Origin of the sequence: Yoonia sp. F2084L (assembly GCF_023015625.1) — a bacterium.
Lineage (GTDB): Bacteria > Pseudomonadota > Alphaproteobacteria > Rhodobacterales > Rhodobacteraceae > Yoonia.
The window spans coordinates 452492-467135 of record NZ_JALKAH010000001.1 but is presented as its reverse complement, the minus strand read 5'-3'; the positions used below and the strand labels follow the sequence as shown (position 1 = coordinate 467135).

The 14644-nt window shown below is 58.1% G+C and carries 13 protein-coding genes; 7 read left to right on the top strand and 6 right to left on the bottom strand.

Going from position 1 to position 14644, the window contains the following annotated elements; translation table 11 throughout:
- The first annotated feature begins 37 nt into the window (after positions 1–37).
- The 5 genes from MWU60_RS02285 (at position 38) to ggt (ending at position 5908) form a co-directional block, all read left to right on the top strand.
- The gene (locus MWU60_RS02285) at positions 38–241 is read left to right on the top strand and encodes a hypothetical protein (RefSeq protein ID WP_247226188.1); all 204 of its coding nucleotides are present in this window, start codon (positions 38–40) and stop codon (positions 239–241) included.
- Positions 242–341: 100 nt separating this feature from the next.
- Entirely contained in the window at positions 342–1760 is a 1419-nt protein-coding gene (locus MWU60_RS02280; RefSeq protein WP_247225425.1) for a hypothetical protein, read from the top strand.
- Positions 1757–2698, top strand: coding sequence for a site-specific tyrosine recombinase XerD (locus tag MWU60_RS02275; RefSeq protein ID WP_247225424.1), 942 nt, complete (start codon positions 1757–1759; stop codon positions 2696–2698). The genes MWU60_RS02280 and MWU60_RS02275 overlap by 4 nt, the downstream gene beginning before the upstream one ends.
- Before the next feature lie 52 nt (positions 2699–2750).
- Positions 2751–4052: an HlyC/CorC family transporter gene (locus MWU60_RS02270; RefSeq protein ID WP_247225423.1), complete on the top strand. Its 1302-nt coding sequence runs from the start codon at positions 2751–2753 to the stop codon at positions 4050–4052.
- A gap of 62 nt (positions 4053–4114) precedes the next feature.
- Complete coding sequence (gene ggt / locus MWU60_RS02265; RefSeq protein ID WP_247225422.1) at positions 4115–5908, top strand: gamma-glutamyltransferase; 1794 nt, start codon at positions 4115–4117, stop codon at positions 5906–5908.
- A gap of 12 nt (positions 5909–5920) precedes the next feature.
- Here the strand turns inward: ggt and MWU60_RS02260 are convergent, their stop codons facing one another.
- Positions 5921–7459 (bottom strand): helicase HerA-like domain-containing protein, encoded by a 1539-nt coding sequence (locus MWU60_RS02260; protein ID WP_247225421.1) that lies wholly within the window; start codon positions 7457–7459, stop codon positions 5921–5923.
- A 406-nt stretch (positions 7460–7865) separates the two neighbouring features.
- Here MWU60_RS02260 and MWU60_RS02255 point away from each other — a divergent pair, with 406 nt between their 5' ends.
- Positions 7866–8489, top strand: a complete 624-nt coding sequence (locus MWU60_RS02255; protein WP_247225420.1) for an invasion associated locus B family protein — start codon at positions 7866–7868, stop codon at positions 8487–8489.
- Positions 8490–8505: 16 nt separating this feature from the next.
- Here MWU60_RS02255 and MWU60_RS02250 read toward each other — a convergent pair whose 3' ends face one another.
- From MWU60_RS02250 to MWU60_RS02235, 4 genes are all read right to left on the bottom strand, one after another.
- On the bottom strand, positions 8506–9714 hold the full coding sequence (locus MWU60_RS02250) for a beta-ketoacyl-[acyl-carrier-protein] synthase family protein (protein WP_247225419.1): 1209 nt from the start codon (positions 9712–9714) through the stop codon (positions 8506–8508).
- A complete protein-coding gene (locus MWU60_RS02245) occupies positions 9715–9975 on the bottom strand; it encodes an acyl carrier protein (RefSeq protein WP_247225418.1) in 261 nt (86 codons plus the stop codon). It lies immediately after the preceding gene.
- A 63-nt stretch (positions 9976–10038) separates the two neighbouring features.
- Entirely contained in the window at positions 10039–11100 is a 1062-nt protein-coding gene (locus MWU60_RS02240) for a UDP-3-O-(3-hydroxymyristoyl)glucosamine N-acyltransferase (RefSeq protein ID WP_247225417.1), read from the bottom strand.
- Between the two features lie 32 nt (positions 11101–11132).
- On the bottom strand, positions 11133–12689 hold the full coding sequence (locus MWU60_RS02235; protein ID WP_247225416.1) for a L,D-transpeptidase family protein: 1557 nt from the start codon (positions 12687–12689) through the stop codon (positions 11133–11135).
- Between the two features lie 399 nt (positions 12690–13088).
- Between MWU60_RS02235 and MWU60_RS02230 the strand changes: the two genes are divergently transcribed.
- Entirely contained in the window at positions 13089–13658 is a 570-nt protein-coding gene (locus MWU60_RS02230) for a DUF882 domain-containing protein (RefSeq protein WP_247225415.1), read from the top strand.
- A gap of 11 nt (positions 13659–13669) precedes the next feature.
- On the opposite strand, the gene MWU60_RS02225 is transcribed toward MWU60_RS02230, so the two are convergent.
- On the bottom strand, positions 13670–14608 hold the full coding sequence (locus MWU60_RS02225; protein ID WP_247225414.1) for a hydrogen peroxide-inducible genes activator: 939 nt from the start codon (positions 14606–14608) through the stop codon (positions 13670–13672).
- Positions 14609–14644: the final 36 nt, after the last annotated feature.

Genomic DNA, 14644 nt, shown 5'->3' with positions numbered 1-14644 from the left:
ATCTTGCGCGAAAGGCCATATATAATCCCTTCAACAAGTGGGCAAGAACCCACATATTGAGGCAGAACAGACATATTGGGGCCAAGTCATGTGGCGGTTAATCAAAGCGCTATTGTTTTTGATCATTCTCGCGGGGGTGGGTCTTGTGGCCTATGCCTACGTTGGTCCGTTGTTTTTCCCAGGCGATTTTGCCGCCCCCTCACAAGAGGTAACACGCCCTGTTACGCTGGAAACAAACTAAGGCACTGACAGCAGCACTCTGTCTGGCCGGGTCCGCCCTGCCATCGCAAAGTGCCGCACAGGGAGAGCCGCTTTCGGCCATCGACTGGCTTTCGCGTAGCGTGGAAACTGCACCGCTGTTCGAAACCCCTGCTGTGGGCGATGCTACATCCCCCAATGTCACAGTCACGCCGCTTGATCGACCGTCAAAGGATCCCTTTGGCCTGCTGCCGTCCGAGGTGACGGGCCTGCCGCCCACTATCTGGTCATCTAGCAAAGAGGCTGTTCTAGTCGATCTGGTGCGCGCTGAACGTGTTGATGCGCTGCCCGCCATTCAGGATTTTCTCAAGGTTTTGATGCTCGCCGAAGCTGAACCACCACTTGATGCCGATGGCGCCGGCGCGCTGTTCCTGGCGCGTGTTGATAAGTTGCTTGATTTGGGCGCATTGGAACCGGCGCAGTCCTTGATTGAGCAAGCCGCTCCTGACACGGGTCCTTTGTTTCGGCGTTGGTTTGACGTGGCCCTGCTGACCGGGACTGAGGATACCGCATGCGAAGCGATGCGCGACACGCCGTCTATCGCACCCACATTCGCCGCCCGCATCTTTTGTCTGGCCCGTAACGGCGACTGGGCCGCGGCGGCCCTTACCTTGAACACTCACCGTGTGCTGCGTGACATCACCGAACAGGAAGAGGCGCTGCTGGCCCGCTTTCTGGACCCCGAACTATTTGAAGGCGAACCACCACTCACCCCCCCGGCCCGTGTCAGCCCACTGACATTCCGTATGCATGCGGCGATTGGCGAACCGCTGATCACCGCCAACCTGCCACTTGCGTTTTCCCATGCTGATTTACAATCGACGGCTGCATGGAAATCACAGCTTGAGGCGACAGAACGATTGGCCCGCCATGGCGCTGTGTCCGAAAACGTCCTGATCCAGAACTACACCGCCCGCACGCCCGCTGCATCAGGTGGTATCTGGGACCGGGCCGAAGCGATCCAGCGCTTTGATGTCGCGATGACAGCGCGCGATCCGGTGAGCGTGGCACGCACATTGCCCGATGCATGGGCCGCGATGCGCCAAGCGCGCGCCGAGATCCAGTTTGCCAAGCTTTACGGCGCCGAATTGCAAAAACTGCCATTGTCGGGTGCGGCTGCGGTGATCGCCTTTGAGGTCGGCCTACTATCACCCGATTATGAGGCCGTGGCCATTGCTGCGGAGACAGCAGACGCCGGGTTTGATCCCTTCCTAATAGGCATTGCACGCGGAACACCGCAAAATCTGCCCGCTACCTCGCCGCGCACCCTGGCTATTCAAGAGGCCTTTGACAGCACGCCACCGCCTGCCGAACTGCAACAGTTGGTCGATGACGGCAAACTGGGCGAGGCGCTGTTGCGTGCCATCGCACTGTTCGACGCAGGTGCGGAAGGCGATTTGCGATCAGTCACCGATGCGCTGGCGCTGTTCCGCTCCGTCGGGTTGGAAGACGTAGCACGGCGCGCGGCATTGCAATTGATGATCCTGGACCGGGCCACATGACCCAAACCGATCAACCGATGGCCCGCTGGGTGCAGGTGTTTCTAGAGGCGCAAGCGGCCGAGTTGGATGCCGCGACCAATACCCAATTGGCCTATGCCCGGGATTTGCAGAATTTCGCGGGCTGGCTGACGCCAAAGTCGCTCCATTTCAACAGCGCCACACGCGACCATGTCGAAAGCTATCTGATTGATTGCGAAGCGGAAGGATTGGCGAAATCCACCCGCGCGCGCCGCCTGTCAGCGATCAAACAGCTGTATCGTTTTGCCTTTGAAGAAGGCTGGCGCGATGACAACCCGGCGATCCAGATCAAGGGGCCGGGCCGCGAACAGCGCTTGCCGAAAACCCTGTCGATTGCCGAAGTTGACCGACTGCTGGAGGCTGCACGCACCACCAAACGCGAAGCGCTGCGCAACGCCTGCCTGATGGAACTGCTTTATGCCACCGGTATGCGTGTGACTGAGCTGGTCAGCCTGCCCGTTTCAGCGGCAAGGGGTGATCCAAGGATGCTGCTGGTACGCGGCAAGGGCGGGAAAGAACGCCTTGTTCCGCTATCCCCGCCCGCACGCGATGCATTAGCCACCTATCTGACAGCGCGCGATGCCGCGCAAGACGATGCCCGCAAAGATGGCACGCCACCGTCCAGGTTTCTGTTCCCATCGCGGGGCAAATCCGGCCATCTGACGCGGCATAGGTTCTTTGGGTTGATCAAAGAGTTTGCGGTCGCTGCTGGCGTATCCCCTGCCAAGGTCACACCCCATACCCTACGCCACGCTTTCGCGACGCATCTGCTGGCAGGTGGCGCTGATCTGCGGTCGATCCAAACCATGCTGGGCCACGCTGATGTGGCCACCACCGAGATTTATACACATGTACTCGACGCACGCCTGAAAGAGCTGGTGCTGGACCATCATCCCCTCGCGAAAGCAGCCAAACCTTGAAGCTGACGCGCAGACCCTACATAACGCATATGATTTTGCTTGAAAGCACCTGATGGAAACCGCACCTCTCGACGCCGCCTTTTGGGTTACGGCTGGCTCTATTTTAATTCTTCTTGTTCTCTCGGCCTTCTTTTCGGGCTCTGAAACGGCCCTGACCGCCGCGTCGCGGGGCAAGCTGCGCTCAGCTGCTGACAAGGGATCCAAAGGGGCGGATCGTGCGCTGACGGTGACCGAAGACAATGAACGGCTGATCGGGTCGGTGCTGCTGGGCAATAACGTGGTGAATATCCTTGCCACGTCGCTGGCTACCGCCGTTCTGACCAAACTCTTTGGCCAAAACGGGGTCGCTGCGGCCACGCTGATCATGACGCTTCTTGTTCTGATCTTTGCCGAAGTGCTGCCAAAGACCCTTGCAATCACCTACCCTGAAACGGTGGCTTCCAGGGTCGCGCGCCCAATTGGGTTGGTGGTGGTTATGTTCTCACCCATCGTGGCCGCCGTGCGCTATCTGGTGCGGGGTGTCTTGTTTGTCTTTGGCGTCCGCACCGATCCTGACAGCAACATTCTGGCCGTCCGCGAAGAAATCGCTGGCGCTCTGTCGTTGGGCCACTCCGAAGGCATCGTGGAAAAAGAAGACCGTGACCGTATCCTTGGCGCGCTTGATCTGAACGAACGCACCGTGGAAGAGATCATGTTGCACCGTTCAGGTATTGAAATGGTGAATGCCGCACTGCCCCCGCAGGACATTTTGGCCCAGATCTTGCAAAGCCCGCACACCCGCCTGCCGCTTTACCGCGATGAGCAGGAAAACATTGTTGGCATGATCCACTCCAAGGACCTGCTGCGGGCGATGTACAAACTGCTTGGCGGAGGTACGGAAAACGCGCAGGGGCTTGCGGCCTTTGACGTGACCAAAGTGGCGATGCCGCCCTATTTTATTCCCGAAACCACAACGCTTGACGACCAGATGCGCAACTTTCTTAAGCGCAAGACGCACTTTGCGCTGGTGGTTGACGAATATGGTGCCCTACAGGGTCTGATCACGCTTGAGGATATTCTTGAGGAAATCGTCGGCGAAATCGCCGATGAATTCGACACCCACGAAGAAAAGCAAATCGAGGCAACCTCTGACGGTGCATATATCGTTGATGGTGTGATGACGATCCGCGACCTGAACCGCGCCCACGATTGGAACCTGCCCGATGATGAGGCGAACACTGTCGCGGGTCTGGTGATCCATGAGGCGCAGATGATCCCGATTGAAGGTCAGGTTTTTTCCTTCCACGGCTTCCGGTTTGAAGTGCTGACCAAGGACGAAAATCGCCTTGCCACCCTGAAAATTCGCAAGCTTTAGGGCTTGCTATCGCCTGACGTTAGGTCAACTCTTGCCTCATTCCTAACCAAATGAGGACAACCATGCTGCTGCGCCATTTTCTCTCATCATGTGTGTTTACGGTTTTTCTGGTTTCACCGGGTTTTGCCCAACAAGCGGCTGACGCCGTTGAACCAGAGGCAGACACCGGCGTGTCCGCCTTTGCCAATCTCTCTGATGCCGCGCAAAGCGCGCTGGCCACAAAAGAGGCCGGTGAACCGGTTGTTGCCGATGACTGGATGATCGCCGCCGCCAACCCGCTGGCGGTTGAAGCTGGTGCTGAAGTGTTGGCTAATGGTGGCACCGCCGCCGATGCGATGGTTGCCGTGCAGGCCGTGCTTGGGCTGGTTGAACCCCAGTCGTCCGGTTTGGGCGGTGGTGCGTTTCTTGTCTGGTACGATGCCGCCTCGGGCGAAATCACCACGCTGGACGGACGCGAAACCGCCCCGCTTGCTGCAACGCCCACCTTGTTTCAGGATGAAAACGGCGAGCGGCTTGGGTTCTTTGATGCCGTTGTTGGCGGTCTGTCCGTTGGCACACCCGGCACGCCAAAACTGATGGAAGAAGCGCATCGTTTGTGGGGCCGCAGTAACTGGGGTGATCTGCTTGAACCCGCCATCACGCTGGCCGAAGACGGCTTTGCCGTATCGCCACGCATGGCGACTTCAATCGCCAATGATGCCGAGCGTTTGCAACGCTTCCCGGCAACAGCGGCCTATTTCTTTCCCGGTGGCACACCGTTGGCAGAAGGCCAAACCCTGCAAAACCCCGCCTATGCTGACACACTACGCCAGATCGCGCAGCACGGCACTGATGCCTTCTACACAGGCCCTATTGCCGAAGACATCGTGGCAACTGTGCGCAATGCGGACGGCAACCCCGGTGTCCTCTCAACCCTGGACTTGGCGCTTTATGATGTGGTCGCGCGTCCGCCGATCTGCGTCGATTTCCTCAGCTACGAAGTCTGCGGCATGGGACCGCCCTCATCAGGGGCGCTGACTGTGGGGCAGATTTTGGGCATGATGGACAATCTTGCCTTTGATGATCCGGCAGATGCGGATGTTTGGCGTTTGATCGGCGACGCATCGCGCCTCGCCTTCGCGGACCGGGGTCGCTACATGGCCGATAGCGACTTTGTGCCCATGCCGACCGAAGGGCTGGTTGATCCGACCTATCTGAGCGAACGCGCCGCTTTGATCGAAGCTGAGACAAATGCACTTGCCGAGGTCAGCCCCGGCAACCCTGAATGGGATCACGCCCAGCTTTGGGGCGATGATGTCAGCATCGAATTTCCGTCGACCTCGCATATCTCAATCGTGGATGGCGACGGCAACGCGCTGTCGATGACGACAACGATTGAAAACGGCTTTGGGTCCCGGCTTTTTGTGCGCGGCTTTTTGTTGAACAATGAGCTGACCGACTTTTCCTTTGCCACACATGCCGATGGCTATCCCATCGCAAACCGGGTTGAGCCGGGCAAACGACCGCGGTCATCCATGTCGCCAACGATCGTAACCGAAGGCGGTGCACCCGTGTTGGTCGTTGGCAGCCCGGGCGGCAGCCGTATCATCGGTTATGTGGCCAAAACCATCATGGCGCATTTGGCGTGGGATATGGACGTGCAAGCTGCGGTTTCGATGCCGCATCTGGTCAACCGTTTTGGCACCTACGATCTTGAGGAAGGCACCGATGCGGTAGCGTTTGAGGAACCGCTGCAAGCACTGGGATATGAGACGAACATCCGAGGTCTGACATCCGGCCTGCACGCCATCAGCATCGGGGACACCTTGCAAGGTGGCGCGGACCCGCGTCGCGAGGGTATTGCCCTAGGTGAATGATCACAGCGCGGCTCAGCGGCCTTTGAAAAAGCTGCCCAAGATGCCGCGCACCAACCTGCGACCGGTGGTGCCTTTGAGCTCTTTCACCACGACAGAGGCCAAGGCACCGCCAAACCCGCCGCCATTGGACGTGCGGGCGGTGGTTGTACGACGCGCGCTGCGCCCGCCTTCATAGCGCCGCGCCGCTTTGAATTCGCGCTCTTTCTGTTCAAGCCGCTCTTCTTCGGCCTCAGCTTCGGCAGCGGCCTTTTCAGCAGCCTCGGCCCGCTTGGACAGCATTTCAAACGCACTGTCACGGTCCAGGGTTTTGTCGTACTTCCCGGCCATGTCAGACGCCTGCATGATCGCCTGGCGCGTGGGCCCGTCAATCGGACCTAGTTGCGACGCTGGCGGACGGATCAAAGTCCGTTCCACAACTTGCGGAATGCCCTTGCGATCAAGAAATGAGGTCACGGCCTCGCCTGTACCCACCTGTTGAATGGCCTCAGCTGTGTCGAACGCGGGGTTGTCACGGTATGTTTCAGCGGCGGTTTTCAACTCCTTACGATCCTTGGCGGTAAACGCCCGCAAAGCGTGTTGTACCCGGTTGCCCAACTGGCCCAGCACGTCGTCAGGAATATCGCCCGGGTTCTGCGTGACGAAGTAAACCCCCACCCCCTTCGAGCGGATCAGGCGGGCGACCTGTTCAACCTTATCGACCAGCGCCTTGGGCGCGTCGTCAAACAGCAGGTGCGCCTCATCAAAGAAGAAGACCAGTTTGGGTTTGTCAGGGTTGCCCACCTCGGGCAGTTCTTCAAACAGTTCCGACAGAAGCCACAACAGGAATGTCGCGTAGAGCCGTGGGCTGCCCATCAGTTGATCTGCGGCCAGGATATTGATCTCACCGCGCCCGTCTTTTGTGCGCATCATGTCAGCGAGGTCCATTGCAGGTTCACCAAACAGAGCCGTGCCACCTTGGTTTTCAAGCACAAGCAACTGCCGCTGGATCGCCCCGATGGACGATGACGCCACATTGCCATAGCGCAATGACAGCGCCTTCGCGTTCTGCCCGACCCAAACCAGCAAGGCCTGCAGGTCTTTAAGGTCCAACAGCGGCAGAGCTTCTTCATCGGCCACGCGGAAGGCCACGTTCAACACACCTTCCTGCACATCTGTCAGGTCCATCAGCCGCGAAAGCAACAACGGACCCATCTCGGCCACAGTGGCGCGGATCGGATGGCCTTTTTCACCAAAAAGGTCCCAGAAGGTGACCGGAAAACTATCGTATTGCAGATCAAGGCCAATCGTCTCGGCGCGCGACATAAACGGCTCGTGCAGTTTGAAATCAGGTGAACCGCTGACAGCAAGACCCGAAAGATCACCCTTCACGTCAGACAAGAACACCGGCACACCTGCGGCAGAAAACCCCTCGGCCATGATCTGCAAGGTCACGGTCTTACCCGTGCCGGTAGCCCCTGCAATCAGCCCGTGGCGGTTCGCCTTATCAAGCAAAAGGTTCTGCGCTGCGCCGTACGCGTCGCCGCCGCCGCCAATAAAGATGTTCTCAGACATAAGTACCGTTCCCTGCTTATATTTTCCAAGCAAAATACATTGTTAACCAATTCATGCCACAACAAAGCGCGGCTGTTCGCAGGTCTTCTGCGGATTGCCATACTTCCTCCCTGTTAGACTTGCCGTGCCTTTGGGCACGGTTTTTTTCTGCGCTGACAGCAGGTGCATGCATCACCAAGATGTCAAAAGTTTCCGGTTGACGCTTAGTTTTGCTTTGCGTAGCTTGCCCAACAATTAGTCGGCCAAGTCCGGCAGGGAGAAAAAGAAGCAGGGTCCTTTCGGGGGCCCTTCTTCACGTCCGGGCCTTCGAAAATGTGAGCGGAAGACAGCCAAACCAGATGTTTTTGGCGCTGACAGCCCGCCAGCCGCATGTTAAGTCGCCGGAAAAGAAATAAGGAAAAGACCTATGCGCAGTATCCTGAAATCCGTTTTTCTTGCCGCCCTGTTGGCGCACGGCAGCGTTGTCGCGGCCCAAGAGACCACGACCGAGGCAGCACCCGCCGAAGACGCAGCCCCTGCGGCGGACGCAACACCAAACGATCTGGCCTTAGGCGAACCGCTTGGGCCCAAGGTCGGTGAGCCCTACGTGCGCGAAGAATTTGGTGATTGGGCGCTACGTTGCATCAAGGCCGATGAGGGATCGCGCGATCCCTGCAACCTTTATCAGCTGCTCAGCAATAATGACGGCGTGGCCGTGGCCGAATTTAATATGTTCCGCCTGCCCGAAGGCCAACGCGCCGTTGCTGGCGCGACGATCGTGGTGCCACTTGAAACACTGCTGACCCAGCAGCTGACCATTTCCGTCGATGGGGCGAACCCGCGCCGCTATCCGTTCACATTCTGCAACCGTGCGGGCTGTGTTGCACGTCTGGGTTTCACCCAGGAAGAAGTGGATGAATTCAAGCGCGGTGCGAATGCATCGGTGCGATTGGTCCCCGCCGCTGCGCCAACAGAAGAGGTCGTGCTGACGGTTTCTCTCACTGGGTTTACTGCCGGGTTCGACAGCTCTGATCAAGCGACACAAGAATAACTACGGCGCGCTGCGCTTAATGCTTGCGCAGCGCAATCACGGCGTTCAAACCGCCAAATGCAAAGGCGTTTGACAGGGCGACATTGACCTGTGCGTCCCGCGCCACGTTTGGCACCACATCCAGCGCGCATTCCGGGTCAGGTTCCTGATAGCCGATTGTGGGTGCGACGATGCCGTCTTTCAGCGCCATGATGCAGGCCAAAAGCTCAACCGCACCCGTGCCCCCGATCAGATGCCCATGCATGGATTTGGTGGATGACATCATCAGCTTATCTGCATGCGCGCCAAAGACATCAGCAACGGCTGCGCATTCTGTCTTGTCATTGGCCGCTGTGCCGGTGCCATGTGCGTTGATATAGCCGACGTCCTCTTTGTTCAGTCGCGCATCCTTGATGGCCCCTGCGATGGCGCGCGCCGCCCCTTGCTTGGATGGCATCACGATGTCAGAGGCATCAGACGTCATCGCAAAGCCCGCGACCTCGCACAGTATCTCCGCGCCGCGTGCTTTGGCGTGCGCGTAATCCTCAAAGACATAGACACCGGCGCCTTCGCCTTGGACCATACCGTTGCGGGTGGCGGAAAACGGACGGCAAGCATCGCGCGACATCACGCGCAGCCCTTCCCATGCTTTGATCCCGCCAAAGCACAACATCGCCTCTGATCCGCCAGTGACCATGACCTTGGCCATGCCGCAACGCACCATGTTGAATGCCTGCCCCATCGCGTGATTGGACGACGCGCAGGCGGTGGCCACGGTAAATGACGGGCCGCGCAGGTTCCATTCCATCGACACGTGGCTGGCGGCTGCGTTGTTCATTAGCTTGGGCACGATAAAGGGGTGCACGCGGTTCTTGCCGGCCTCGTAGACAGCGCGGTAGTTTTCATCCTGGGTGTTCAACCCCCCCCCAGAGGTACCCAGAACCACACCGGATTGATCCGCCAATGCACCTGAAAAGGTCAGCCCCGACTGTCCAATCGCTTCGCGGGCGGCCAGTAACGTGAATTGCGTGAACCGATCATAAAGGGCGATTTGCTGGCGGTTGAAATGCGTGGCCTCATCATAGTCTTTGATCTGGCCGCCAATCTGGATCGACAACCGATCCACGTCGTCAATTTCAAGCGGGCCAATCCCGCAGCGCCCTTCGCGCATCGCGGCAAAGGTGGTGGCCACATCAGCGCCAAGCGGGTTGATCGTCCCTGCCCCGGTAATCACCACGCGGTTCATTTACTTGGCCTGCTCTGCTTTGAGCTTTTCAACAGCCGCCACGATAGCGGCAACAGAAGAGATATCGAAATCGCCCGCAGCGGGATCGTTGGCGTTGAAGGGAACGGTGATGTCAAAGCTTTCTTCAATCGCAAAGATGCTTTCAACCAGCCCAAGACTGTCGATGCCCACATCCTCCAGTGTGTTGTCCATGGCGATATCGCCCGGCTCCAGCATAGCTTGCTCGGCAATGATCGCGATGACCTGTTCTTTGATGCTCATTTGACGGTGCCTTCGTTGCTTGACGCGGATGTAGTCACTCTTGCCACTCTTTGAAACGGGCGATTAACGCTTTGCAAGATCACGTAAGACACGCGGCAGACGGCGCAAGGCCTTATAGCCCTCGATATGTGTTTTCATCTTGGTGGCAGGATAGCCCATCATCATGCGCCCCTTGGGCACATTTGACAAAACCACGGCAGCGCCGCCCAACACCACGTCATCACCTACAATCAGATTATCCGCGACACCGGCCTTACCGCCCACAACAACCCGGTCCCCGATCACGGTGGACCCGGCGACACCGGCTTGGGCGCACAGCAGACAATGTTCACCGACAATGACGTTGTGGCCCACTTGCACAAGGCTGTCTATCTTGGTCCCTTGGCCGATGCGGGTTGCGCGGATTGTACCTGCGTCGATGCAGGAATTGGCACCGATCTCAACATCATCACCGATGCTCACACCGCCCAGCGAATGGATGCGGTACCATGTCGGATCAGTGGGGGGTTGCATGTCGACCTCGCCCAATGTTTCGCGTGCTTTTTCAACGTTTGAGGGTTCGGCGGTGACAAAGGAAAACCCGTCGCCGCCCACCACAACATTCGGATGCAGGCAAACGCCATGTCCAAGCGTGACGTGCCGCTGTAAACGCACACCGGCATGCAAGGTGCAGCCAGAGCCGACTTTGACGCCTGCGGCGATAGTGACATGATCCCCAATCCAACATTCGTCACCGATGACGGCACCAGCACCGATAACACTGAACGCACCAATGACAGCATTCGCGCCAATCTGCGCACTTGGATCAATGGCGGCAAACTGCGAAATGCCGCTTCCCGGCAATGGTTGGTCCAACAATTGCGTCAGCCCCGACATAGCAAGACGTGCCCGCGGTGCGATGATTGCCGCCTCCAGACCCAAGGCCTGCCAATCCGCACCGGGCCAAACGACAGCCGCACGGGCCTGACCTTGCGCCAGAGCATTCTCATAAGCCGGCGTCATCGCGAGTGCGAGGTCGCGTGGGCCAGCCGCCGCAGGCTCTGCTGCACTATCCATCAAAAGATCAACGGCGCCGAAAGCCTCTGCCCCCAACGCCGCTGCGATTTCCTTAACCGAATGTGCCATTCTGTCCCCGGAGCTATATTCCGAGGCCAGATTTACCCGCGAACTGCGCGAAGAGCCACCCCTTCGCGTGACAGCGCATTCCAGATACGTCCGTCACGGCCATAAACGTCGCGGCGATACTGCACGCGGCCATCGGCAGGCACTGTCGCTGTGCGATAGACCAAGTGCACCGGTACCGGTGCCTCAAGATCGACACGGCGTTCACGACCAGACCGCAAGTGTCCTTGAAATACCTCTTGAGGGTTGCCGACCTGTGCGGCCAACAGCGCATAGGCAAAGTCAAACGGATCCGCCAGGCGCACGCAACCATGGCTGTAGGCGCGGGTTTCGCGGCCAAACAGGCTTTTGGCGGGTGTGTCGTGCAGATAGATATTATAGCGGTTCGGGAACATGAACTTCACCAGACCCAACGCGTTACCCTGACTTGGGGGTTCGCGCATCGAATACGGAAAATTCGCCTCGGTGTAGCCGCTGAAATCTGCTGTGCTGCGATCCACAACGCGGCCCCGGCTATCGGTGATCACCAGATTACGGACAGCGCGTGGGTTATTGCGCAACTGCGGCAGATATTCCTTCGTGATAATGGAGCGTGGGACATACCAGCTGGGATTGATCACCATGAATTCCATGACATCGGAAAACTCAGGCGTCACGCGGTCGCGGTCACGCGCACCCACAACTGACCGGGTTGAAAATGTCTCGACCCCGTTGTCGATGATCTTGGCGGTGAAATCTGTGATGTTGACCCAGATATGGCGCTCGCCACGTGGGCGGTTGATCCAACGCTCGCGTTCCATTGCAACAATAATGGACCGCAACCGCTGTTCCGGCTGGACGTTGATTTCCTCCAGCGTGCCGGGACCAGCCGTGCCATCAATGGCCAGACCGTGCGCCTGCTGGAACCGCTGCACCGCGCCAAAGATGCTGTCGTCATAGGTTTGCGTATTTGTGCGCGGCAGGAAACCCATCGTGATCAGGCGATTGCGTAAAGCGACAACACCCGCACCACTGTCGCCGCGCTCATACTTGCGGCCCGGCACTTGAGCACCCCAGCCGCCATCAGCCAGCAAGCGCTCAATGCGCATCTTTTCGGCCATCAGGCGGGTGTATTCGGGCGCGCTTGGTGGCAACGCACGCATGAAAGCCGCCGGGTTCGATTGTTCAAAAGCACGCAAAGTACCCAGACGCGACCGCAAAGGCACCTGACGATGGATCGCAGGATCAATCCGCGACGGGATCAGAAGACCAGTCTGCACGTCGCGCGCGTAGTCAAGGAACTTGCGTGACAGTTCGACCTCAAGCCGACCTTGTTCTTGCGGGGTAGATGCGGCCTGCAATTGCGCCATCAACCCATTGGCATCATAAAGATCGGCGGGCAGCCCGTGATCAGCGGCTGCATTGAAAGCCGCGAACAGAGCATTGCGGCGATTGCGATCGCCACTCGTACTCCAAATACCATTGAAACCACGCTCGCGATAAAAGCTGACAAGATCAGGATCATTTGCAGCAGCTTGGGCAACAGCCTGACGGAAGTCAGTCACCTGCGCTTGTGATTGCGGCGCAGTGATCAGGAAAACAAACATGGCCATCACAGCGCCAAGTATATGGGCGAGTGGACGCGAGCGAACTCGGTAAGCAGACATCTTTCTAGGATCTCCTCAAAGAATTATTGAACAATGATATGGCAGACTTTTGTTACTTTACAGTATGCTTATCCCTACCCAGACAGGTGTCTATTGACAAAAGCGCGAGGTGCAAAAGCAATCAAAGCGTGTTGCCCAGATGCAGCCAATACGTGTGGTATAGAATCATCAAAGCCACATCTGCGCAAAAAGTCGGCGATTTCCCACTTGTTAAGCCAAATTGCTTAAACACCCTCTTGGTCCCCGATTCGAATTGTGCCATATACATGACATCTGGGGAGATATTGGGCAAAACGGGTCGCTGAAGCGGCCACATCAGTTGGGCTACGGGACAGGCGCAAACACATGAAACAGACGAACTCCTCGGGATTAACCCGTCGTGGACTATTGGGTGCATTCGCCGCAACAGCCGTTGCCGCCGCGCCAACATATTCAAACGCTGCAGGCTTTCTGCGTGGTGCTGGCGACATCCGCCGCATCGGCATGCACTCTGGCCGCACCGGTGAGAAGTTGCAGACGATCTACTGGATCGAAGGCGAATATATCGCCGAAGCTGTGCGCGAAATCAACATGCACATGCGCGACTGGCGCACAGGTGAAGCGATCCAGATGGATCTTCGGACAATAGATATCATGTCGGCCGCATTGAACCTGATGGACACGACCGAGCCATATCTTTTGCTCTCTGGTTACCGGTCACCGCAAACAAATCAAATGCTCCGCTCTCGCAGCGGTGGCGTCGCACGCAATTCGCTGCACATACGTGGTCAGGCCGCTGATTTGCGTCTGACAGGCCGCACAACTGCCCAAATGGCGAATGCGGCTCTTGCCTGTCGCGCTGGTGGTGTTGGTCGCTACAGCCGGTCGAATTTCGTGCATATGGATTGTGGTCAAGTGCGCAGCTGGCGCGGCTAAACAATCCAAAATCAATCAAGGATCACTGGCGATGTCCCCGTCTGCAGGTGTGCCCGCGCCGCATCTTTGATCACATCGGACAATCGTTCAAACATCCCCGCCCCCGCCGCACTACGCCAGACCAACCCAATTGATCGCGTCACAGTACTGCGCCGGAACGGGCGTACAGTGACGTTGCTGGACCGGCTATCAATTTCAGACCGCGCATAAAGCCGCGGCAGGAACGCCACGCCCATTCCCATACCCACCATCTGACGGATCGCATCAAGGCTGGTGCCTTCATAATCACGCGCGATCAATCCGCCGTGTTGATGACAAAGCGCTGCGATTTGGGCGTGCATCGCGTAGTCGGGCCCTAACGACAGGACATTCAAATCAGCCAGATCGGCCTCGGTCACTGCGGCCTTTTGGGCAAGCGCGTGATCATCGGGCATGGCAAGCACCAAAGGTTCGCGAAACAAGCGCTGCGTCGTCAAATCGGCCCCGCCTTCGGGCAATTGCGTGAGGATCACATCTAGACTGCCCTCCAAAAGCCCACCGCGCAGGTCGCGTGGCACAACTTCGCGAATGTAGAGCCGCAAATCAGGGTATCTGGCGTGAAGCCGTTCCACCACGAAAGGCATCAGATAAGGACCAATCGTTGGTGTCGTGCCAAGTCGAATTGTGCCCGCCAGCCCCGTTTGCAACGACGCCGTAAGATCAGCAATGCCGCGCACCTCATCGACGACGCGGGCGGCACGCGCCACAACCTCGCGCCCTTCAGGCGTGAGCGTCACCGGGCCGCGCCCCCGCTCGACAAGCCGAGCGCCAAGCAGGTCTTCCAGATTGCCAATCTGCAAGCTTAGCGACGGCTGACTGATCCCCATCGCCTCGGCCGCTTTGCGGAAATGGCGCGCCTCGGACAGCGCCACGAGATAGCGCAGCTGGCGCAAGCTTGGCAATTTCGTCATGGCACCTCTAGTCGATAGGTATTTCCTATCAAAAGT

Excerpts from the sequence above, each read along its gene's own strand:
- MWU60_RS02275 (WP_247225424.1), top strand. The coding sequence starts at position 1,757 with ATGACCCAAACCGATCAACCGATGGCCCGCTGGGTGCAGGTGTTTCTA.
- MWU60_RS02270 (WP_247225423.1), top strand. The coding sequence starts at position 2,751 with ATGGAAACCGCACCTCTCGACGCCGCCTTTTGGGTTACGGCTGGCTCT.
- ggt (WP_247225422.1), top strand. The coding sequence starts at position 4,115 with ATGCTGCTGCGCCATTTTCTCTCATCATGTGTGTTTACGGTTTTTCTG.
- MWU60_RS02260 (WP_247225421.1), bottom strand. The coding sequence starts at position 7,459 with ATGTCTGAGAACATCTTTATTGGCGGCGGCGGCGACGCGTACGGCGCA.
- MWU60_RS02255 (WP_247225420.1), top strand. The coding sequence starts at position 7,866 with ATGCGCAGTATCCTGAAATCCGTTTTTCTTGCCGCCCTGTTGGCGCAC.
- MWU60_RS02250 (WP_247225419.1), bottom strand. The coding sequence starts at position 9,714 with ATGAACCGCGTGGTGATTACCGGGGCAGGGACGATCAACCCGCTTGGC.
- MWU60_RS02245 (WP_247225418.1), bottom strand. The coding sequence starts at position 9,975 with ATGAGCATCAAAGAACAGGTCATCGCGATCATTGCCGAGCAAGCTATG.
- MWU60_RS02240 (WP_247225417.1), bottom strand. The coding sequence starts at position 11,100 with ATGGCACATTCGGTTAAGGAAATCGCAGCGGCGTTGGGGGCAGAGGCT.
- MWU60_RS02235 (WP_247225416.1), bottom strand. The coding sequence starts at position 12,689 with ATGGCCATGTTTGTTTTCCTGATCACTGCGCCGCAATCACAAGCGCAG.
- MWU60_RS02230 (WP_247225415.1), top strand. The coding sequence starts at position 13,089 with ATGAAACAGACGAACTCCTCGGGATTAACCCGTCGTGGACTATTGGGT.
- MWU60_RS02225 (WP_247225414.1), bottom strand. The coding sequence starts at position 14,608 with ATGACGAAATTGCCAAGCTTGCGCCAGCTGCGCTATCTCGTGGCGCTG.